Genomic DNA, 19,819 nt, shown 5'->3' with positions numbered 1-19,819 from the left:
TAGGCAGAAGCCTAATGCATCTGTCTTTTTGTTACTATCCCCTATAAGTAGACAGCAAAAAAGACATTGGATATGATGTTCTTGAGCGTCTGCTTTTATGGAGAAGAAAAGATCAAATTTTTTTATTTGTCTAAAAGACACGTCTCAACAGTTATAATATGATTGTTGCGTATTTAATGGATGCTTCTTATTTTTTAAAAATGATGATAAGGAGAAAAGAAATGAAAGTTGGAAGAAACGATCCTTGCCCTTGTGGAAGCGGGAAAAAGTATAAAAAGTGTTGTATGAAAAAGGATGCTGTTGTAGAAATCCGAAAAGTGAGGGAGGAGCGCTTTTTTCAATTAAAAAATGAGTTATCGGAAGAAATTTACCAATTTTTAGAGCGGTCGTTGCCTTTTTCGGAAAAACTGCGCGCGGAAACAGTGTTCGATCAAAAAATAAACTCAACACAAAATGGTGATATGTTTGGACCTTTGTTTCGTCTTTGGTATTTATTTTTCCATCGATTTGACAACGGATTGCGCGGAGTCGAATGGTTTTATCAAGAGAAAAAAACTGGTTTAAAGGCGGAGAAAGCGCGATTGCTTGAAACATGGGTATCACTTGTCCCACGCCTTATTCAAATTGTAGATATGGATGACAATGGAATAACGGTGGAAGATGCGTTTACGCACGAACGATTTCATATGCCGTTTTGTGAAACGATGAGTAAGCCTATTCCGTGGGGAGGAACGTTTTGTCTGCTTGAGCCATTCGGCGAAGGTTATTATGTTCATGGTGTGGCAATTATTGAAGGACCACGTGGAGTCAAGCGCGCATATGCAAAGATCAACGAATTGATGTCAGAAACGAGACAATCATATGAACAAATCGCGATGACCTGCTTTTTAGAAATTGTGAATGAATTAATGGATCCGTATGATTTTCGGCATCGCGAAATGACAAAAATTGATGAAGTGACATTGCATTATGAAGTGGATGATGGAAAAAAGCTGGTTCATTCTTTAGAAAAACAAGACGTCGTTATCGTGGATGAACAGAAAGGAAAAATAACAAAGTTAAGTTTTGCCGGCAAACAGTATATATATGAGGACAATCTAGCTTCAAGTCCGGTGTATATGCGCGAAGTGTTAGGATTTATAGAAATCAATAAACACCACCTAAAGTTTGTGACTTTTTTGCCAGATGCGGTGGAATCATTTATAAAAGTGATGGAGAAAGCGGGATCTGTTGCCCGTTTTATCAAAAAAACGGTACGCAAATTGGACGCGCCGAAAAACGTCGAATTTCGCTCTTATGCGATGCAGTTAGGAGAAAATGTACCGCTTTATTTTGGCGCACTGGCGAATCAGACGCTAGATATTTATCAGTCATTGCACACTCCGCAAGAGGAATGGGACGGGAAAACCGTGATGCAAATGGTGGAACAAGGGAAAAAAGAAGAAGTCGAGCGATGGCTGCAAGAACGCGAGTATATTAGTTTTATGAACGCCGAGCGTCTAGAATGTCCGGTTACGGTTGATTTTAATACGATTCGCCGGAAGTTTGGTCTTCCTTTATCTCCATTTGTCACGTTAGGGGAAAAACGACAAACGCGATTGCTGGAGAAGCAGCGAACAGACGAAATGGAACAATACGAGCAATATGACATGCCGCTTGAATGGATGGATTCTTTCTTTGGTAAAGATATAGCGGAGTTTTTTATCGAAAAAACGAGAGGAAAATCAGAAGCGACGGTATCGAAATATCGGACAGGGCTATCCATTATCGCCCAATATTTGTTACAGTCTCGTCTTTCGTCATGGACAAGCATCACAAAAGACCATTGGCAGCAATGCATCGTTTATCATTATTTAGAAATGAACGGTGATGCGAGCATCAATCAAGCGAAGTCGTTTTTCAGCACGGTAAAAGCGTTGGCAAAGTGGATTGACGCGCGATATGGAACGAATCATGATAAAACGGTTCGATCCATCATCCAGACGGTGGAAGAAGAGATATATGACGCGATTCGTTTGCTTGATTTATACGTTCCGTATACAACGAGAAAATACCATTATTGGTTACAGAAAATAGAAAGAGATGTAGTTGAAAACACACTAGCGAACTATCAAGTAAGCGGCCTGTTTCAAATCATCGATATTTCCGCTGCGACGATGAAATGTAAACATACAGAAAGCGGAAAGCAATATACGATATCCGTCACTTCATTTGTTCGTTCTTATGCGAAAATAGGGATGATCATTCGCGGAAACATTGTCAAAACGGCAAACTCTGGCCGTTGGAAATTCATCTATGTGTCACGGGTGTTCCCAAAAGAGGCGGGGCAGTATTTGAGTTGAAAATGGAGTTTGCTTCAAGAATAGAAAAGATTGCTTAGTTGGTTGACGGACAGTGATAGGCACTGTCCGTCTTTTTCCAATCAATAGAGAGCCGTCGATGCAATTGGAATGGAGCGGCTCTCTTTTCATGTGAGATTGATAGGGGGTGCGTGTTTTAAATTGTTATTCCAAACTATCGCGATATTGATCTCGGATTAATGTCGTAAGGCCAATATTGTCTAAATAACGGACAGGACATAGGAATGTGACAGTGACGACTCCTGGGTGTCTGCCGATTTCGATCGCGCCGGTGATCGTTGCGCGGTTCATCACTTCAGGGACGGAAATGCCTAACACATTCGCCGCTCTTTGTAATCCGTTTTCCGTCGCTTCATTCAAGTTTGCGCCTGTTCCGATAAAGGAAATCGGAAGGGATTCTTCTAGCTTTTTCACGCCCCATGTTTGTGCGAGGTCAAGCGCAATTTCTTTTTCTTTTTTCGTTATTGGCTTTGCTAGATATGGAAGGTCTTCTTCGACAGGGAGAAGGATCGGACCTTCAATCGTTAAACCTTTAATCACTTTTACTTGAAGCGTGACGATACCAGCTACATCTGTTGTATGTCCCGCGATTTCCCCATCTCCTTGCATGGCGTGCATATCCCCGAGATAAACGCCGCCGCCCGGCACTTTCACAGGGCAGATTAAGACGGCACCTTCCCGCACGCGATTAATATCCATATGTCCGTCTGTGCGGTCTTCGAGCTGCTCTTTTGTGATCCCGTATTCATGCGGGGCATCAACGAGAAACTGCCCGAAGTCCCCCGCGTTGTGCGAGTCTGGAAATGGGCGTGCCGGCGTTGTGCCAAGTTGTCCAAGGAAAGGTCGAAGTCTAGCGACAGTTCCGACTAAATCGTGAGGTGCAAAAGTGACGATCGGGTTTTGCACCGAGTTGTCAGGGGTCGCCATGTAATAGCGCCCTTGTTGGGCGATATGTTCTGCCGCTTCTTTATGCAGTGTGATGCCGACTTTTTTATTGGAATCAAATGCCATCGTATAACCGTTTGTAAACACAAAAGGAGTGACGTCCGCGCCGCAATTGGCGCAACGAATTGCTTCTTGGCCTATTCCTTCTATTTTTGTCTCTGGATACATCGTTCCGCATTTAGGACATTTCACGGCGACAAATGGGTCTCCTACAAATCTTCCTTCCATCGGCTTATCATTTCCGGAGGACGTAGCAATGGAAGTGACGCGGATCGATTTAATTTTGATCGCGATCGCGTCTCCCACTTCTGCGCCTTCTACGAAAACAGGTTTCGTGACTTCGTGGCCGCCGCGAATACAAGGGGTGATCATCGGTCCCCAGCAGCCAGGGGCCGTATTAGCCACAATATATCCGCCATCTTGCACAGGACCTAGCATTTCACCGTTAGGATCTAAAATTCCGTTCGTGAACTCGTTGACAAATACGGTTTGTTTTGCTTCCATCGCTTTCCTTTCCTTTCATGATAAAATATTTTCTATGCAAATTATAAGAGATGATAGAAAACGGTTTCAAACAAACAGCTTGATAATTCTAACTTAATAGATTGTCTAATTGGAAATTATCAAAAAATATAATATTATGAATATTGTTAATTTTATGTATAATATTGTATAATTCAATTTTAGAAGGGAGGAAATGGAAAAGAAGTGAATTTTCTTGACCATATTATTCGTTTTACTGGTCCGTTCAATTTGACGGGCTTGCCAGCTGTAACGGTACCGTGCGGTTTTGCGCAAGGTCTTCCTATAGGCATGCAAATAGTCGGTCCGGCCTTCCAAGAAGGAAAAATATTAAACATTGCCGACGTGTTTGAAAAGTTGCATCCAGAGTTAAAACAAAACCCGATTGTTCTTAAACAGTAAGAAAACGGCCTTCCCTTTCCGATGGGAGAGGGGAGGTTTTTATGTATGGATGGATATCCCCGAATAACGTGAAGTAGGGGTAATGCAACACGACTTGGACAACAAAAATATTTTGACCAGCAGGAATAATTTTGTTATCGTTAAGACAAGAATATGGAAAAATTTTGAGGGGGATGTCTTGTGAGCGAATTCAAAGCGTTAGTAGTAAATAAAACCGAAACAGATTTTACCGTCAATGTACAAACTGTTTCCATGGATGACCTTCCAGAAGGGGATGTCTTGATCAAGGTCCAATATTCCAGCGTCAATTATAAAGACGGATTGGCGTCCATTCCTGATGGAAAAATTGTAAAAACATATCCGTTTATCCCGGGGATTGATTTAGCTGGTATTGTTGTTTCTTCGGATGATCCGCGTTTTAAAGAAGGAGACGAAGTCATCGCAACTGGCTATGAAATTGGTGTGACGCATTACGGAGGGTACAGTGAATACGCCCGTATTCCTGGAGATTGGATTGTTCCGCTTCCAAAAGGATTGACATTAAAAGAGGCAATGGCTTTAGGAACAGCTGGCTTTACGGCGGCACTATCGATTCACCGCTTGGAGGAAAACGGCCTGTCCCCGGAAAAAGGGAAAGTGCTTGTCACTGGGGCAACCGGCGGTGTCGGTAGTTTGGCGGTTTCGATGCTGGCAAAACGGGGCTATGAAGTGGTCGCAAGCACTGGCAAAGAAACAGAGCATGAATATTTGCGCGAGCTTGGCGCGAAAGAAATTCTTTCCCGAGAAGATGTATGTGCCGAGAAGATCCGCCCGTTAGATAAACAACAATGGGCAGCGGCGGTGGACCCTGTCGGCGGGAGAACACTTGCGACTGTTTTAAGCCGCATCCAATATAATGGCGCCGTGGCAGTCAGCGGGCTGACAGGCGGCACGGACGTTCCAACAACCGTTTTCCCATTTATTCTTCGCGGTGTAAGTTTATTAGGCATTGATTCGGTCTATTGCCCAATGGAGTTAAGAAAACAAATTTGGGAACGAATGGCCAGCGATTTAAAACCGGATAAACTATTAGAATCGATTGCGCAGGAAGTTACTCTCGAACAGCTTCCTGAGGCGTTATCGAATATTTTAAAAGGCAAACTACGCGGAAGAACGGTGGTAAAGCTTTCATAATACATCGGCATCAATCAGGAGGAGAATATGTTTCTGTTATCCCCATCCCGAGAATTCGGGTATGGGGTTTTTATTTTGGGTGAATGAATAAGTCAAACTACTAGAAAAAGTGATAGATGGCTTACCTAGAATTGCTGACGAAGAATATGATCCGTTCAGACCGCTTGACCTAACATAAGGGTTTAGTCTGATGTATCTTATTTTTCAATTCCTTTTATAATCTTACATTCTCGTTTTGCTTTTATGTATTCTTATTAAACTATGTAGTAAATACTTCGTTTTCTAAAAAAACACTATTAAAAATAAGCATTTTCATAACTCCTTTGTTCGCTGAGTTTTATGAACGTTCCAAACAGGATAAAACATCGATTTCATTGTGCGATTTTGACATACAAAATTTAGAAATAATAGTCAGTATTTATGGTAGAATGTAAGAAGATAGAAATGATCCAATCATACAACAGGGGGAGAGAATGATGAAAAAACTAATTAACGACCCAAATCAGGTTGTCAATGATATGTTGGAAGGAATGGTTGCCGCTTATCGTGATCGGTTGAGAAGGCTGCCGGGTACGAATGTGATTGTGAGAAACGATGCCCCAGTAAAAGGAAAGGTCGGAATCGTGAGCGGCGGCGGCAGCGGACATGAGCCGGCGCATGCCGGCTATGTCGGCAAAGGAATGTTAGATGCGGCGGTATGCGGGGAAGTGTTTACTTCTCCGACGCCTGACCAGGTGCTTGAGGCGATCAAAGCGGTCGATAGCGGAAAAGGCGTATTGCTTATTATCAAAAATTATACGGGAGACGTCATGAATTTTGAAATGGCCGCAGAGTTGGCGGAAGCAGAAGGAATTCGTGTCGCGAAAGTCATTGTAAATGACGACGTAGCGGTGGAAGATAGCACGTTTACAACAGGACGGCGCGGCATTGCGGGAACGGTGTTTGTTCATAAAATCGCAGGGGCGCTGGCGGAGCGCGGCGCATCGCTTGAAGAAGTCGAGGCGGCGGCGAAAAAGGTGGTGCAAAATGTTCGCTCCATGGGGATGGCACTTACTCCGTGCACCGTGCCGGCAGCGGGAAAACCTGGCTTTGAACTTGGCGAAAATGAAATCGAAGTCGGCATCGGCATTCACGGCGAACCGGGAATTGAAAAAACAACGATCAAAACAGCGGACGAAATTGCGGAAACGCTGCTAGACAAAATTTTCGATGACATGAAACTAGAAAAAGGCGATCGCGTCGCAGTGATGATTAACGGGCTTGGTGCGACACCGTTAATGGAGCTATATATTGTGAATAAAAAAGTATCAGAAATGTTGAAGGAAAAACAAATTCACGTCCATGAAACATTTGTCGGAGAATATATGACCTCGCTGGAAATGGCCGGCTGTTCCATATCGCTGTTAAAATTGGATGATTCCTTGATCGAATTGCTAGATGCGCCTGCGGATACGATTGCGTTGAAAAAATAAAAGGGAGAGGAGAAATCATTATGGCGTTTGATATGGAACAGGCAAAACGATGGATTAGCATCGCAAACGATAAAATTCAGCAACAAAAACAATATTTAACGGAGCTCGATCAAGCAATCGGCGATGGCGACCATGGGCTAAATATGGCGCGGGGATTTCAAGAAGTAGTTGAAAAAATCAGTTCTGCCAATTACGAAGATCTCGGTTCGCTTTTCAAAGATGTAAGCATGACGTTAATCGCGAAAGTAGGCGGAGCGTCGGGACCGTTATACGGCACTGCATTTTTGAAAATGTCATTGGCGCTAAACGGGAAAAAGGAAGCGGATGATAAAGAGCTGATCGCAGCGTTAGAGGCGGCGCTGGGCGGAATTAAAGCACGAGGAAAAGCTAGTGTTGGAGAGAAGACAATGATCGATGTGTGGGAGCCGGTCATAGAGTTGTTGCGGGAGAAAGGAAGCATGCGAGCGAAAGAAGCAGCACTGCTTGCGAAAGAAAAAATGGAACATACAAAAGAACTCGAGGCGAAAAAAGGTCGAGCCGCTTATTTAGGAAAGCGGTCGGTTGGCCACATCGATCCAGGTTCCGCTTCTTCGTATTTATTGTTTGCCGCTTTAGCGGAAGTGCTCGAGGGATAAAGGAGAGATCATTCATGAAGTATGTCAGCCTTGTATTAATTTCGCACAGCGAGGAAATTGTAAGCGGTTTAAAGAAATTATTAAATCAAGTCCAACCCGATGTCAACATCGCAGTTGCCGGTGGAAACGATGGGGAGATCGGGACGAACGCTTTCCGCATCAAAGAAGCGATTGAATCCGTCTATTCGGAAAAAGGGGTTGTCATTCTGTTTGACCTTGGCAGCGCTTTGATGAACGCGGAATTGGCGATCGAGATGCTCGAGAAAACAGATCATATCGCCATTGCCGATGCTCCGTTGGTGGAAGGAGCGTATATCGCCGCGGTGGAAGCGGGATTGGGAAAATCGCTCGATGAAATCGTCCGGGTGTGCGAACAGGCGAAACAGATGGTGAAAGTGGCGCGTTCATAGGCTGAATGAGCAAACTATGGCAATAATGGAAAGCAGAAACATGAAGAAATATTGATAGAAAATCCCCGGAATCACAATGATTTCCGGGGATTTTATTTGCTTGACCGCGAAAAAATTTTGCTGCTGCCGATGTTGGTACATTTTCTTTTTCAGATGGTTCTGTTAAATGTTAATGTTGATAAATTGGATAAAATTAAGGGAAACCCAATCTAGAAGGGTTTTCTCTCTCTTATTAAACTTGCCCACTTGTTACTCAAATAAGTTAATGTGTATTAAAATATCTATTCTTTAACTACTACTTTGTAATTTTGAAGTTGTTTTGCAATATTTACTATCGAGCCATATTCCTCTAATCTTCCTTACTATAATTATCTGGGTAAAAGTAAACATTCGTCATCAAGTTCACCTTCTTTTATTATAAAAAAGCTGGACAATGTTTTTTATTGATACCGCTCCAACTGGGCGAAAAAGTCTTTCACAAACCGATAAAACACTTTGACCGACGGCGCCAGTTCGTGATGGTCAGAGATGATAATGCCAACGTTTCGTTTGACTTGCGGCATTTCGATTGACACTTTTACCGCGAAGCGGGGCACCGTTTCATAAAAGGCGCTTTCCGGAAGAAGAGTGACGCCAATCCCCGCGGAGACGAGACCTTTAATTGCGTCTAAATCTTCGCCTTCCGATGAGATGATCGGGGAAAATCCTGCTTGCTGGCAGGCATCGAGAACAATTTGATGCAAAATGTACCCTTCAGGAAATGTCACAAACGGTTCGTTGCGCAGTTCATTTAGTACTAAGCTGTCTCGTTTGGCAAGCGGATGATTGCTTGGAAGAAGGGCGGCAAACATTTCCGAAAACAAAATCTCCCCTTTAATGCCTGGCTCACCAGTTGGAACAGGTCCGAGAAACGCCAAATCGATTTCTCTTTTTTTCACCGCTTCGATTAAATATTTGTAAGCTCCTTGCCGCAAATGAAACGACACATTTGGATGCTCTTCTTTAAAAGCGGAGATGACCATCGGCATCGTATGGCTTGCTAGACTCGTTGGGAAGCCGATTCTGATCGTTCCACGCTCCGGGTCTAAATATTCTTCGATTTGCTGCTTGGCGTATTCAATTGCTTTCAACGCTGTCTCCACATGAGGTAAAAAGTGGCGGCCGACTGGGGTGAGTTTCACGTTTCGTCCTTCCCGTTCAAATAACTGTACGCCAAGTTCGGCCTCTAAATTAGCAATTTGCCGGCTGATGGCGGATTGTGCGACATGAAGAGCTTCCGCCGCTTCGGAAACGTGCTCCCGTTTGGCCACTTCTAAAAAATATTGAAGTTGTCTTAGCTCCATTTTCCTCACCTCCCTTCTATTAATCTCAAAATGTGATTGATTTAATCTAAATTATATATTGTTTATATTATTTTTGAAAACTACAATTATATACACAGAGCAAATGGAACGGGAGGGAAGCAAGATGAAACATTACGGGCTACCGAAAGCGCAAGGGCTTTATCATCCTGAATTTGAGCATGATGCGTGCGGTATCGGCTTTTACGCCCATTTAAAAGGAAAGCCGTCCCACGATATTATAAAAAAAGGTCTTCATATGCTTCGTCAGCTTGAACATCGCGGCGGGCAAGGAAGCGATCCAGAAACAGGCGATGGCGCGGGTATTATGGTACAAATTCCGCACGAATATTTCCAAGTGGCGTGCGGAAAAATGAAGCTTCCGCCAAAAGGGCGTTATGGCGTCGGCATGGTCTTTTTGCCGGAAGATGAGGAAAAACGATTGTATTATGAAAGAGAAATCAATAAAATCATCAAAAAAGAAGGACAGACGCTGTTAGGCTGGCGCACTGTGCCTGTAAATATCGAAAAACTCGGAAAACTCGCAAAACAAAGCAAGCCGTTTATCCGCCAAGTGTTTATCGCAGCAAGCGATGATATTCAAGACGAGCTTGCATTTGAACGAAAATTGTATGTCATTCGCAAACAGGCGGAAAAGCTTGTTCAAAATAATGAATGTTATTTCGCCAGCCTCTCAAGCCGGACGATTGTATATAAAGGATTGCTTACACCGGAACAATTGGATGAATTTTACGTCGATTTGCAGGACGAACGGTTTCAATCGGCGTTTGCCCTCGTTCACTCCCGCTTTAGTACAAACACATTCCCTAGCTGGGAAAGAGCGCATCCAAACCGCTATTTAATTCATAACGGCGAAATCAATACGCTAAGAGGAAACGTCAATTGGATGATGGCGCGGGAAAAGCAATTTGTATCTGAACTTTTCGGTGAGGATTTGCAAAAAATTACGCCGATTTTAGATATGAACGGCAGTGACTCATCCATTTTAGATAATGCGTTTGAATTTTTCGTCTTAGCCGGGAAAAAATTGGCTCATGCGGCGATGATGCTCATTCCGGAACCATGGTTCTGGGACGGCGAAATGGATGATGACAAAAAGGCGTTTTACGAATACCATAGCTGCTTAATGGAACCGTGGGACGGCCCAACGGCGATTTCGTTTACGGACGGCAGACAAATCGGCGCGATTTTAGACCGTAACGGTTTAAGGCCAGCGCGTTATTATGTGACAAAAGATGACTATATTATTTTCTCATCGGAAGTCGGTGTCATTGATGTAGATCCAAATAACGTGCTATATAAAGATCGCTTAAGCCCAGGGAAAATGCTTTTAGTCGATTTAGAGCAAGGCCGGATTATTTCTGATGAGGAAATTAAAGAAGAAATCGCTAAAGAAAAGCCGTACCGCAAATGGTTGAACGAAAAAATGATGACGTTAAACGATCTCGATATTCCAGAATATACGGAGCCGGTCAAAAATCTTGTCACATTGCAAAAAGCGTTCGGCTATACGTATGAAGATGTAGAAAAAACGATCATCGCGATGGTGAAAGAAGGAAAAGACCCGACAGGCGCGATGGGAATGGATGCGCCGCTTGCGGTGTTGTCAGACCGTCCGCAAAGCTTGTTTAACTATTTTAAACAGCTGTTTGCGCAAGTCACCAACCCGCCGATTGATGCGATTCGCGAATATATTGTGACATCGACGATGACGCTTCTTGGAAAAGAAGGAAATATTCTTCATCCGGATGCATCGGCCGCCCGCCGTATTCGCTTGGATACACCGATTCTTTCGAACGAAGAACTTGCTGCGTTAAAGTCGAACCCGTATCCTGAGTTTAAATGTGTGACGATTCCGACATTATTTACCGACGACTTGCAAAAAGCGCTTGATGAAATGTTTGAAAAAGCGGAAAAGGCGATGGAAAACGGCGCGGTGCTTCTTGTATTGTCTGACCGAGGCGTTGACGAACGTCATGTCGCCATTCCGACGCTTCTTGCCGCAAGTGCGCTTCATCAATATCTTGTACGAAAAGGAACGCGCACGAATGTAAGCATTATTGTCGAATGCGGCGAAGCGCGGGAAGTGCATCATTTTGCCGCTTTAATCGGATACGGCGCGGATGCGGTAAATCCGTATTTGGCGCTGGAGACGATTCGCAGCGCTGTGGAAAACGGAGTCATTTCGCTTTCCTATCATGAAGCGGTGAACAAATATAAAAAGGCGGTTACCGATGGCGTTGTCAAAGTCATGTCGAAAATGGGAATTTCGACGGTACAAAGCTACCGCGGTGCGCAAATTTTTGAAGCGGTCGGCATCGGTGAAGAAGTGATCGAACAATATTTCACAGGCATGGCATCCCAAATCGGCGGCATCGGTTTAGCGGAAATTGCTAAAGAAGCGAAAATGCGCCATGAAGCCGCATTCCAAACGACATACAAAGACGATACATTAGACCCAGGCAGCGAGCTGCAATGGAGACGAAACGGAGAACATCACGCATTCAATCCAAAGACGATTCATCTGCTTCAATGGGCGTGCCGGAAAAACGATTATGAGCTGTACAAACAATATTCGAAATTGGCGAATGAAGAGCGCATGACCTTTTTGCGAAATTTGTTTGAATTTGATGAAACGAGAACGCCGGTTCCGATTGAGGAAGTCGAGCCGGTTGAATCGATCGTGCGCCGCTTTAAAACAGGTGCGATGTCTTATGGTTCATTAAGCAAAGAAGCGCATGAAGCGCTCGCTATCGCAATGAACCGCATCGGAGGAAAAAGCAATAGCGGCGAGGGTGGAGAAGATCCGAGCCGTTATGTGCCAGATGAAAATGGGGATTTGCGCAGAAGCGCGATTAAGCAAATCGCTTCCGGCCGCTTTGGCGTCAAAAGCCATTATTTAGTCAACGCCGATGAATTGCAAATCAAAATGGCGCAAGGGGCAAAACCTGGCGAAGGCGGACAGCTGCCTGCCAATAAAGTGTATCCGTGGATCGGAAAAGTGCGCGGCTCTACGCCTGGAGTAGAATTGATTTCTCCTCCTCCGCATCATGATATTTATTCGATTGAAGATTTGGCGCAGCTTATTTACGATTTGAAAAATGCCAATAGAGATGCACGGATCAGCGTGAAACTTGTTTCCAAAGCAGGTGTCGGAACGATTGCGGCCGGCGTTGCGAAAGGAAATGCGGATGTTATTGTCATCAGCGGTTACGACGGCGGTACAGGAGCGTCGCCAAAAACGAGCATTAAGCATGCTGGGCTTCCGTGGGAGCTCGGTCTTGCGGAAACGCACCAAACGTTAATGTTAAATGGCTTGCGTGACCGTGTTGTGCTTGAAACAGACGGAAAATTAATGACTGGACGCGATGTTGTGATGGCCGCATTGTTCGGCGCTGAAGAATTTGGTTTTGCGACAGCCCCGCTTGTTGTTTTAGGCTGTGTGATGATGCGGGCATGCCATCTTGATACATGTCCGGTTGGCGTGGCAACGCAAAATCCAGAGCTTCGCAAAAAGTTTATGGGAAAACCAGAACACGTGATCAACTTCATGTATTTCGTTGCCCAAGAAGTGCGTGAAATAATGGCACAGCTCGGTTTCCGCACCATCGATGAAATGGTCGGAAGAGTCGATGTCTTAAAAGTGAGCGAGCGTGCGAAAAAACATTGGAAAGCGAAGCATTTGGATTTGTCGCGCCTACTTTACCAAGTAGACGGTCCACGGACATTTGCTCGTCCGCAACAGCATAAAATCGAACAAACGATGGATTATAACGAAATTTTGCCGGCGGCAGTATCTGCGTTAGAGAAAAAAGAACAAGTCGAGCTTCATCTTCCTATTCGAAATGTTCATCGCACCGTCGGAGCGATTACGGGAAGCGAAATATCGAAACGATATGGAGAAGAAGGGCTTCCGGAAGATACGATTCGACTGCATTTCACAGGTTCTGCCGGACAAAGCTTTGCCGCTTTCGTTCCAAAAGGAATGACGATGACGCTTGTTGGCGATGCGAACGACTATGTCGGAAAAGGCCTTTCCGGCGGAAAAGTGATCGTCCGTCCGCCAGAAGAAGCGGAGTTTGCTTCTGCGGATAACGTCATTATCGGCAACGTCGCTTTCTATGGGGCGACGAGCGGAGAAGCATATATTCGCGGACGCGCCGGCGAACGGTTCTGCGTGCGGAACAGCGGCGTGAACGCTGTCGTTGAAGGCGTCGGCGATCACGGCTGTGAGTATATGACAGGAGGACGTGTCGTGATCCTTGGTTCCGTCGGGAAAAACTTTGCCGCAGGAATGTCCGGGGGAATCGCTTATGTGCTAACCGATGATGAAAACGAATGGCAAAGAACCGCGAATAAAGAATTAGTGTTGTTCGAACGTCTCGAAGAGGAAGAAGAGATCAATGAAGTGCGTCAAATGATTGAAAAACATTACCAATATACCGGAAGCATAAAAGCTTCTCACATTTTGGCGCATTGGGATGAATATGTCGGAAAGTTTGTGAAAGTCATTCCGAGAAACTACAAATTGATGATCGAAACAATTAAAGCGATGGAACAATCCGGGCTTTCTCAAGATGAGGCGATGATGGCTGCTTTTGAAGCGGTGGCCAAACAAAAAAAAGTTGCGGTAAACGAACCACTCGCATTACAAGCGGTCGCTAAATAAGCGATCGCTTCGCCATCGTTACTGATCACAACAGCATGTGATTTCAATTACGGGGAGAACCAATCCGACACGATGTGAAAACGTCCAGGAAGTCGAGCAGAACAAGCGTTGCGAAGGTGTAGAAAAAACTTTTTTAGAATCTGCCGATTTCTATCGTATAGAGGTTCAATGGAATGGTACGGAAATGGAGGGGAAAACGATCATGGGAAAAGCAACCGGCTTTATGGAATATGCACGCGAGGAAGAAACAAAACGTGACCCGCTTTCCCGTCTCGACGATTGGAAAGAATATGCGTTTCCGTTTTCCGATGAAACGCTCGCAAGACAAGGCGCCCGCTGTATGGATTGCGGGACTCCGTTTTGTCATATGGGACTGGAATTGAACGGGTTGACATCGGGCTGCCCGATTCATAATTTGATCCCGGAGTGGAACGATTTAGTCTACCGAGGCAGATGGAAAGAGGCGCTCGAGCGGTTGCTGAAAACGAACAACTTCCCAGAATTTACCGGAAGGGTTTGTCCGGCGCCTTGTGAAGGTTCCTGTACGGTAGCGATTTCCGACCCGGCTGTCGCCATCAAAGGAATCGAGAGGGCGATTATTGATAAAGGGTTTGCCGAAGGATGGATTCAGCCACGGATTCCGCAAAAACGAACAGGAAAAAAAGTGGCGATTGTCGGTTCTGGGCCTGCCGGTCTTGCTTGCGCCGACCAACTCAATCAAGCGGGCCATTCGGTAACGGTGTACGAGCGGGCTGACCGAGTCGGCGGGTTATTAATGTATGGCATTCCAAATATGAAACTAGAAAAAGAAATTGTCGAGCGGAGAGTTCGGCTTTTAGAACAAGAAGGGATTACGTTCATAACCAATACGGAAGTTGGAAAAGACATCACCGCCGAAGAGCTGCGTTCTCAATATGACGCCGTCGTATTATGCATCGGCGCGCAAAAACATCGTGACCTTGCGATTGAAGGAAGAGAGCTTGAGGGTGTTCATTTTGCCATGGATTATTTAACAGGTGTGACCAAAAGCTTGCTTGATTCCGATTTTGCCAACGGAAACTTTATCGACGCCAAAGACAAGCGCGTCATTGTCATCGGCGGAGGCGATACGGGCGCGGACTGTGTTGCCACTGCATTAAGGCAAGGGTGCAAAAGCGTTGTGCAGTTTGGGAAGCACCCGGCATTGCCGGAACAACGATCGGAAAATAATCCATGGCCGCAATATCCGCTTGTATTTACACTGGATTACGCCTATGAAGAAGCGAAAGCGAAATTCGGTGCTGACCCGCGGCAATATTGCATTCAGACGAAAAAAATTGTTGGCGATGAGCACGGGCGAGTCAAAGAGCTTCATACGATTCAAATGGAAAAAATCATCGATGAAAACGGCAAAGCGATATTTAAAGAGATTCCGGGCACCGAACAAGTTTGGCCATGTGATTTAGTATTTATCGCCATCGGCTTTGAAGGTCCGGAGCAGCCGATTTTGCAGCAATTCGGCGTCGAGACCATCAACAATAAAGTTAAAGCGCCGTACGGTAAATACACAACCAATGTCGAAGGAGTATTTGCGGCCGGAGACGCCCGTAGAGGCCAAAGCTTAATCGTTTGGGCGATTCACGAAGGCCGGGAAGCAGCAAGAGAAGTCGATCGTTTCTTAATGGGAACAACGAATTTGCCGTGATGTGGAAAATCCTCTTGAAAACAACTGGTTTTCGAGAGGATTTTTTCATGTAAAAAACGAATGTAAACATTATCTGATATTCAGAGTGTTGGAGGGGATGGATATGAATATCATAGATCCATCTAGACGCGAAATTTGGCAGCGCTTTGTTCGTGAAGGAATTTTGGACCATGCAAGGATGAATAAAAGAATTGCGGAATCATGGCATCTCTGCCGCCAGAAAAATGTGAACCCTTATGACGGAAAAGGAAAGATGATTTTAGAGCCGCATGTGCTGGCAGAAAGAAAAAAGAGGAATCAACGATTGCTTCATATTGCCGTACCTATTTTAGAAAAGCTGCAAAAATATTTTCAAGAAACCAAGTCTATTTTTCTTCTTGTCGATCGAGAAGGATATGTTTTATATGCAAAGGGACATAAACAAACAATGAAAATGGCTGAAGGAATAAAATTTGTGGAAGGTGTAAAGTGGACAGAAGATGAAGTCGGGACAAATGCCATTGGCACATCTTTGCGAATCCATGAGCCTATTGCGATTGTTGGCTTAGAACATTATTCCGTTGCTTCCCATCAATGGGTTTGTTCCGCAACACCTATTTATAACGAAAAGAGAGAACTTGTCGGAATTATCGATGTTTCTTACCCCATCAATCATTATCCGTTTCACGACCATGTTTTAGCCACTGTGGTTGCCGCGGCATATACCATCGAGCAACGATTCCACATTCAAGCAAAAGAAGATGAATTGGAGTTGTTTAAGTATAGTCGTAATATGGAAAATACAAATTCCCCTGTAGTGATATGCAATCATAAAGGGCGTATTGTCTGGGTGAATCATTGTTTGCGCTCTTCCTTTTCAAACATGCTTGATCGATCGCTGGAAGATGTTTGTGGCGATCATTGGATTATCAAATCCCAAACTCCCATTTATTCTTCTATTCATCATGATATTATTGGTTATCAAGTTACGCTTCAAAAGGCAAAAAATAATGATTTTAAATTTGTTTCTACGACATTTCATTTTGAAGGAGTAACCGGTAGGAGTAAATCATTTGCAAATGTAATAAAAAGTTGTGAAAAGGTAGCAAAAACAGATGCCACTGTTTATATCACCGGAGAAACGGGAACAGGGAAAGAATTGATTGCTCGCGCTATTCACCAAAACAGTGCCAGAAAAAACGGCCCGTTTGTTGCGATTAATTGCGGTGCGATACCAAAGGAACTAATTGGCAGTGAATTGTTTGGTTATGTAGAGGGGGCATTTACGGGAGCGAAACGTACGGGACATAAAGGAAAATTTGTCCAAGCAAACGGTGGAACCATTTTTCTCGATGAAATTGGCGAAATACCTTTGGAAATGCAAATTGCGCTTTTAAGGGTTTTGCAGGAAAGGGAAGTCATTCCTATTGGCGGAACGAAACCAATTCCTATTGACGTGAGAGTAATAACAGCGACACATTGCGATTTATATCAATTAGTAAGAGAAGGAAAGTTAAGGGAAGATTTATTTTATCGCATTTATGTATATCCGATTAAAGTTCCGGCGTTAAGAGAACGAAAAGAGGATATACCGTTTTTGATTCAGTACTATTGCCAAAAAAACAATTGGTCTGTTTCCTTTCCTGATGAAGTGATGCAACTATTTATGACCTATCATTGGCCAGGAAATATTCGAGAATTATTTAACGTGTTAGAGCGAGTTCGAATTGAATATGGAGATCATATTCCTTCTATTCCAGAATTCAAATCGATGTTCATTGGATGGGAAAGTCAGGGAGAAAATATGAAGTCAGATCAAGAAACTTTGTCCTATCGGGAACAGATTGAAAAAAATCATATTATGGATATGCTGCAGAAAACAAAAGGCGATATTGCTAGAGCGGCAGCTGAGTTGAATATTCCTCGCAGTACATTTTACCGAAAATTAAAGAAGTATCATTTGATATGAGACAAAATGAGAAAGAATGAGAAAAAATGAGATTAGTTAAAATTTAATTTTTTAAAAACGCTTACAACAATATTGTTGTAAGCGTTTTTTTTGTTGGCACATTACTTGCATGGTTAGAAAATGAGAAGAATTCACTTTAATTAAGGAGGATGGAAGCATGACAGTGACAAAGCCAGAATCCAAGAGTATTACGAAAGAAAGAGCAAAGTGGATGTATCAGAAAATGTGTGAAATTCGTCAGTTTGAGGACAAAGTTCACGAAATCTTCAGCAAAGGTATTTTGCCAGGATTTGTTCATTTATATGCCGGCGAGGAAGCAGTAGCTGTAGGAGTTTGTGCTCATTTGAATGAAAAAGACTATATTACGAGTACACACCGCGGGCACGGCCACTGTATTGCAAAAGGTTGCGACTTGAATGGAATGATGGCGGAGATTTACGGAAAAGCAACAGGATTATGCAAAGGAAAAGGGGGATCCATGCATATTGCCGATGTGGAAAAAGGAATGCTTGGTGCTAACGGAATAGTCGGTGGCGGGTTTCCTCTGGCGGTCGGAGCTGGTTTGACGGCGAAATTGAAGAAAACAGGTGCTGTGACCATTTGTTTCTTTGGCGATGGAGCGAATAACCATGGCACATTTCATGAAGGAATCAATCTTGCGGCTATTTGGAAACTGCCGGTTGTTTTTGTCGCGGAAAACAATGGTTATGCTGAAGCAACTCCTTTTGAATACGCATCGAGCTGCAAAAACATTGCAGACCGGGCGGCCGCTTATAACATTCCGGGAGAGATTGTTGACGGCAAAGATGTCATTGCCGTATATGAAGCGGCAGAAAGAGCAATAACACGAGCTCGCAATGGGGAAGGACCAACTTTAATTGAATGTAAAACATATCGAAATTATGGCCATTTTGAAGGGGATGCACAAACGTATAAACCATCGGAAGAAAAAGAAAAACATTTAAAAGAGTTAGATGCCATCGTAAGATTTCGCAACTATATTCTTTCCAATCAGCTGTTATCAGAACAAGAACTATTGGAAATAGAACAGAATGTAGCAGAAGCGATTGAGAGAGCGGTAGATTTTGCGGAAAAAAGCCCATTCCCATCGGAAGAAGATCTTTTAAAAGATGTCTATGTATCCTATTAATCATAAAAGTTAGGAGGTAAAAACCATTATGACAAGAACAATTTCTTTCTCACAAGCAATTAATGAAGCGATGAAGCTTGCGATGCGCAAAGATGAAAATGTTATTTTGATGGGAGAAGATGTTGCTGGCGGTGCGGCTGTAGATCACTTGCAAGATGATGAAGCTTGGGGAGGAGTAATGGGTGTAACAAAAGGTCTCGTTCAAGAGTTTGGAAGAGAAAGAGTATTAGATACGCCGATTGCGGAAGCTGGGTATATTGGTGCAGCTGTTACAGCGGCGGCAACGGGGTTAAGACCGATTGCAGAATTGATGTTTAATGATTTTATCGGAAGTTGTTTAGATGAAGTAATGAACCAAGCAGCGAAACTTCGTTATATGTTTGGCGGAAAAGCGAAAGTGCCTTTAACCATACGAACGATGCACGGTGCTGGATTTCGCGCGGCCGCACAACATTCACAAAGCTTATATGCGCTTTTTACCCATATACCAGGGTTAAAAGTCGTTGTTCCTTCTACCCCGTCTGATGCAAAAGGTCTTTTACTTGCCTCTATTTTTGATGATGATCCGGTCATCTTTTTTGAAGATAAAACACTTTATAACATGAAAGGAGAAGTGGAAGAAGGATTTTATACCATTCCTCTTGGAAAAGCAGATATTAAAAGAGAAGGCAGTGATTTGACCATTGTGGCGATCGGAAAACAAGTGCATACGGCCTTAAAGGCAGCGGATATGTTGAAAACAAGAGGACTGGAAACAGAAGTCATTGATCCAAGAACGTTGTCCCCGCTGGATGAGGAAACAATTTTATCTTCTGTAGCTAAGACAGGACGATTGATTATCATTGATGAAGCAAATCCGAGATGCAGTGCAGCGACAGATATTTCTGCTCTTGTAGCAGATAAAGGGTTTGATTATTTAGATGCTCCGATTAAGATGATTACTGCTCCGCATTGTCCTGTTCCGTTTTCACCAACATTAGAAGATCTTTACTTGCCAACTCCAGAAAAAGTGCTTCAGGCAGTAGCTGAAATGATAGGAGATGAAACGATTGTAGCAGTTTAATAAATTCAAGCGTGTTGCTAAAAGC

12 protein-coding genes and 1 pseudogene are annotated in these 19,819 nt (G+C 43.8%); 11 read left to right on the top strand and 2 right to left on the bottom strand.

Going from position 1 to position 19,819, the window contains the following annotated elements:
• Window positions 1-221 precede the first annotated feature (221 nt).
• Window positions 222-2,342 (top strand): SEC-C metal-binding domain-containing protein, encoded by a 2,121-nt coding sequence (locus NXM86_RS11225; protein WP_498958029.1) that lies wholly within the window; start codon window positions 222-224, stop codon window positions 2,340-2,342.
• A gap of 162 nt (window positions 2,343-2,504) precedes the next feature.
• Here NXM86_RS11225 and NXM86_RS11220 read toward each other — a convergent pair whose 3' ends face one another.
• Window positions 2,505-3,809, bottom strand: a complete 1,305-nt coding sequence (locus NXM86_RS11220) for an acetamidase/formamidase family protein (protein WP_498958028.1) — start codon at window positions 3,807-3,809, stop codon at window positions 2,505-2,507.
• 192 nt (window positions 3,810-4,001) lie between these two features.
• Between NXM86_RS11220 and NXM86_RS11215 the strand changes: the two are divergent.
• The 5 genes and pseudogenes from NXM86_RS11215 to dhaM form a co-directional block, all read left to right on the top strand.
• A pseudogene (locus NXM86_RS11215) lies at window positions 4,002-4,229 on the top strand (amidase family protein); the annotation flags it as partial.
• A gap of 180 nt (window positions 4,230-4,409) precedes the next feature.
• Window positions 4,410-5,402 carry an NADPH:quinone oxidoreductase family protein gene (locus NXM86_RS11210; RefSeq protein WP_062679373.1) on the top strand — a complete coding sequence of 331 codons (993 nt, stop codon included), beginning with the start codon at window positions 4,410-4,412 and terminating at the stop codon, window positions 5,400-5,402.
• Window positions 5,403-5,878: 476 nt separating this feature from the next.
• Window positions 5,879-6,874 carry a dihydroxyacetone kinase subunit DhaK gene (gene dhaK, locus NXM86_RS11205; protein ID WP_498959030.1) on the top strand — a complete coding sequence of 332 codons (996 nt, stop codon included), beginning with the start codon at window positions 5,879-5,881 and terminating at the stop codon, window positions 6,872-6,874.
• A gap of 20 nt (window positions 6,875-6,894) precedes the next feature.
• Window positions 6,895-7,509: a dihydroxyacetone kinase subunit DhaL gene (gene dhaL, locus NXM86_RS11200; RefSeq protein WP_498958027.1), complete on the top strand. Its 615-nt coding sequence runs from the start codon at window positions 6,895-6,897 to the stop codon at window positions 7,507-7,509.
• 14 nt (window positions 7,510-7,523) lie between these two features.
• On the top strand, window positions 7,524-7,919 hold the full coding sequence (dhaM, locus tag NXM86_RS11195) for a dihydroxyacetone kinase phosphoryl donor subunit DhaM (protein ID WP_498958026.1): 396 nt from the start codon (window positions 7,524-7,526) through the stop codon (window positions 7,917-7,919).
• A 440-nt stretch (window positions 7,920-8,359) separates the two neighbouring features.
• Here the strand turns inward: dhaM and gltC are convergent, their stop codons facing one another.
• Complete coding sequence (gene gltC / locus NXM86_RS11190; RefSeq protein WP_498958025.1) at window positions 8,360-9,262, bottom strand: glutamate biosynthesis transcriptional regulator GltC; 903 nt, start codon at window positions 9,260-9,262, stop codon at window positions 8,360-8,362.
• A 124-nt stretch (window positions 9,263-9,386) separates the two neighbouring features.
• Here gltC and gltB point away from each other — a divergent pair, with 124 nt between their 5' ends.
• The 5 genes from gltB (at window position 9,387) to NXM86_RS11165 (ending at window position 19,794) form a co-directional block, all read left to right on the top strand.
• Complete coding sequence (gene gltB, locus NXM86_RS11185; protein ID WP_498958024.1) at window positions 9,387-13,949, top strand: glutamate synthase large subunit; 4,563 nt, start codon at window positions 9,387-9,389, stop codon at window positions 13,947-13,949.
• A 202-nt stretch (window positions 13,950-14,151) separates the two neighbouring features.
• On the top strand, window positions 14,152-15,633 hold the full coding sequence (locus NXM86_RS11180) for a glutamate synthase subunit beta (RefSeq protein WP_498958023.1): 1,482 nt from the start codon (window positions 14,152-14,154) through the stop codon (window positions 15,631-15,633).
• A gap of 103 nt (window positions 15,634-15,736) precedes the next feature.
• Entirely contained in the window at window positions 15,737-17,581 is a 1,845-nt protein-coding gene (locus tag NXM86_RS11175; RefSeq protein ID WP_081189544.1) for a sigma-54-dependent Fis family transcriptional regulator, read from the top strand.
• A gap of 157 nt (window positions 17,582-17,738) precedes the next feature.
• Window positions 17,739-18,731: a thiamine pyrophosphate-dependent dehydrogenase E1 component subunit alpha gene (locus NXM86_RS11170; protein WP_062679381.1), complete on the top strand. Its 993-nt coding sequence runs from the start codon at window positions 17,739-17,741 to the stop codon at window positions 18,729-18,731.
• 28 nt (window positions 18,732-18,759) lie between these two features.
• The gene (locus NXM86_RS11165; RefSeq protein ID WP_062679382.1) at window positions 18,760-19,794 is read left to right on the top strand and encodes an alpha-ketoacid dehydrogenase subunit beta; all 1,035 of its coding nucleotides are present in this window, start codon (window positions 18,760-18,762) and stop codon (window positions 19,792-19,794) included.
• Window positions 19,795-19,819: the final 25 nt, after the last annotated feature.

The sequence above is a fragment of the Geobacillus sp. CX412 genome (genome assembly GCF_027942335.1).
Lineage (GTDB): Bacteria > Bacillota > Bacilli > Bacillales > Anoxybacillaceae > Parageobacillus_B > Parageobacillus_B toebii.
The sequence above is the reverse complement of the archived record's forward strand: the minus strand, read 5'-3'. Positions and strand labels throughout refer to the sequence as shown.

Coding starts and splice junctions, on each gene's coding strand:
- NXM86_RS11225 (WP_498958029.1), top strand. CDS start 222: ATGAAAGTTGGAAGAAACGATCCTTGCCCTTGTGGAAGCGGGAAAAAG.
- NXM86_RS11220 (WP_498958028.1), bottom strand. CDS start 3,809: ATGGAAGCAAAACAAACCGTATTTGTCAACGAGTTCACGAACGGAATT.
- dhaK (WP_498959030.1), top strand. CDS start 5,879: ATGAAAAAACTAATTAACGACCCAAATCAGGTTGTCAATGATATGTTG.
- dhaL (WP_498958027.1), top strand. CDS start 6,895: ATGGCGTTTGATATGGAACAGGCAAAACGATGGATTAGCATCGCAAAC.
- dhaM (WP_498958026.1), top strand. CDS start 7,524: ATGAAGTATGTCAGCCTTGTATTAATTTCGCACAGCGAGGAAATTGTA.
- gltC (WP_498958025.1), bottom strand. CDS start 9,262: ATGGAGCTAAGACAACTTCAATATTTTTTAGAAGTGGCCAAACGGGAG.
- gltB (WP_498958024.1), top strand. CDS start 9,387: ATGAAACATTACGGGCTACCGAAAGCGCAAGGGCTTTATCATCCTGAA.
- NXM86_RS11180 (WP_498958023.1), top strand. CDS start 14,152: ATGGGAAAAGCAACCGGCTTTATGGAATATGCACGCGAGGAAGAAACA.
- NXM86_RS11175 (WP_081189544.1), top strand. CDS start 15,737: ATGAATATCATAGATCCATCTAGACGCGAAATTTGGCAGCGCTTTGTT.
- NXM86_RS11170 (WP_062679381.1), top strand. CDS start 17,739: ATGACAGTGACAAAGCCAGAATCCAAGAGTATTACGAAAGAAAGAGCA.
- NXM86_RS11165 (WP_062679382.1), top strand. CDS start 18,760: ATGACAAGAACAATTTCTTTCTCACAAGCAATTAATGAAGCGATGAAG.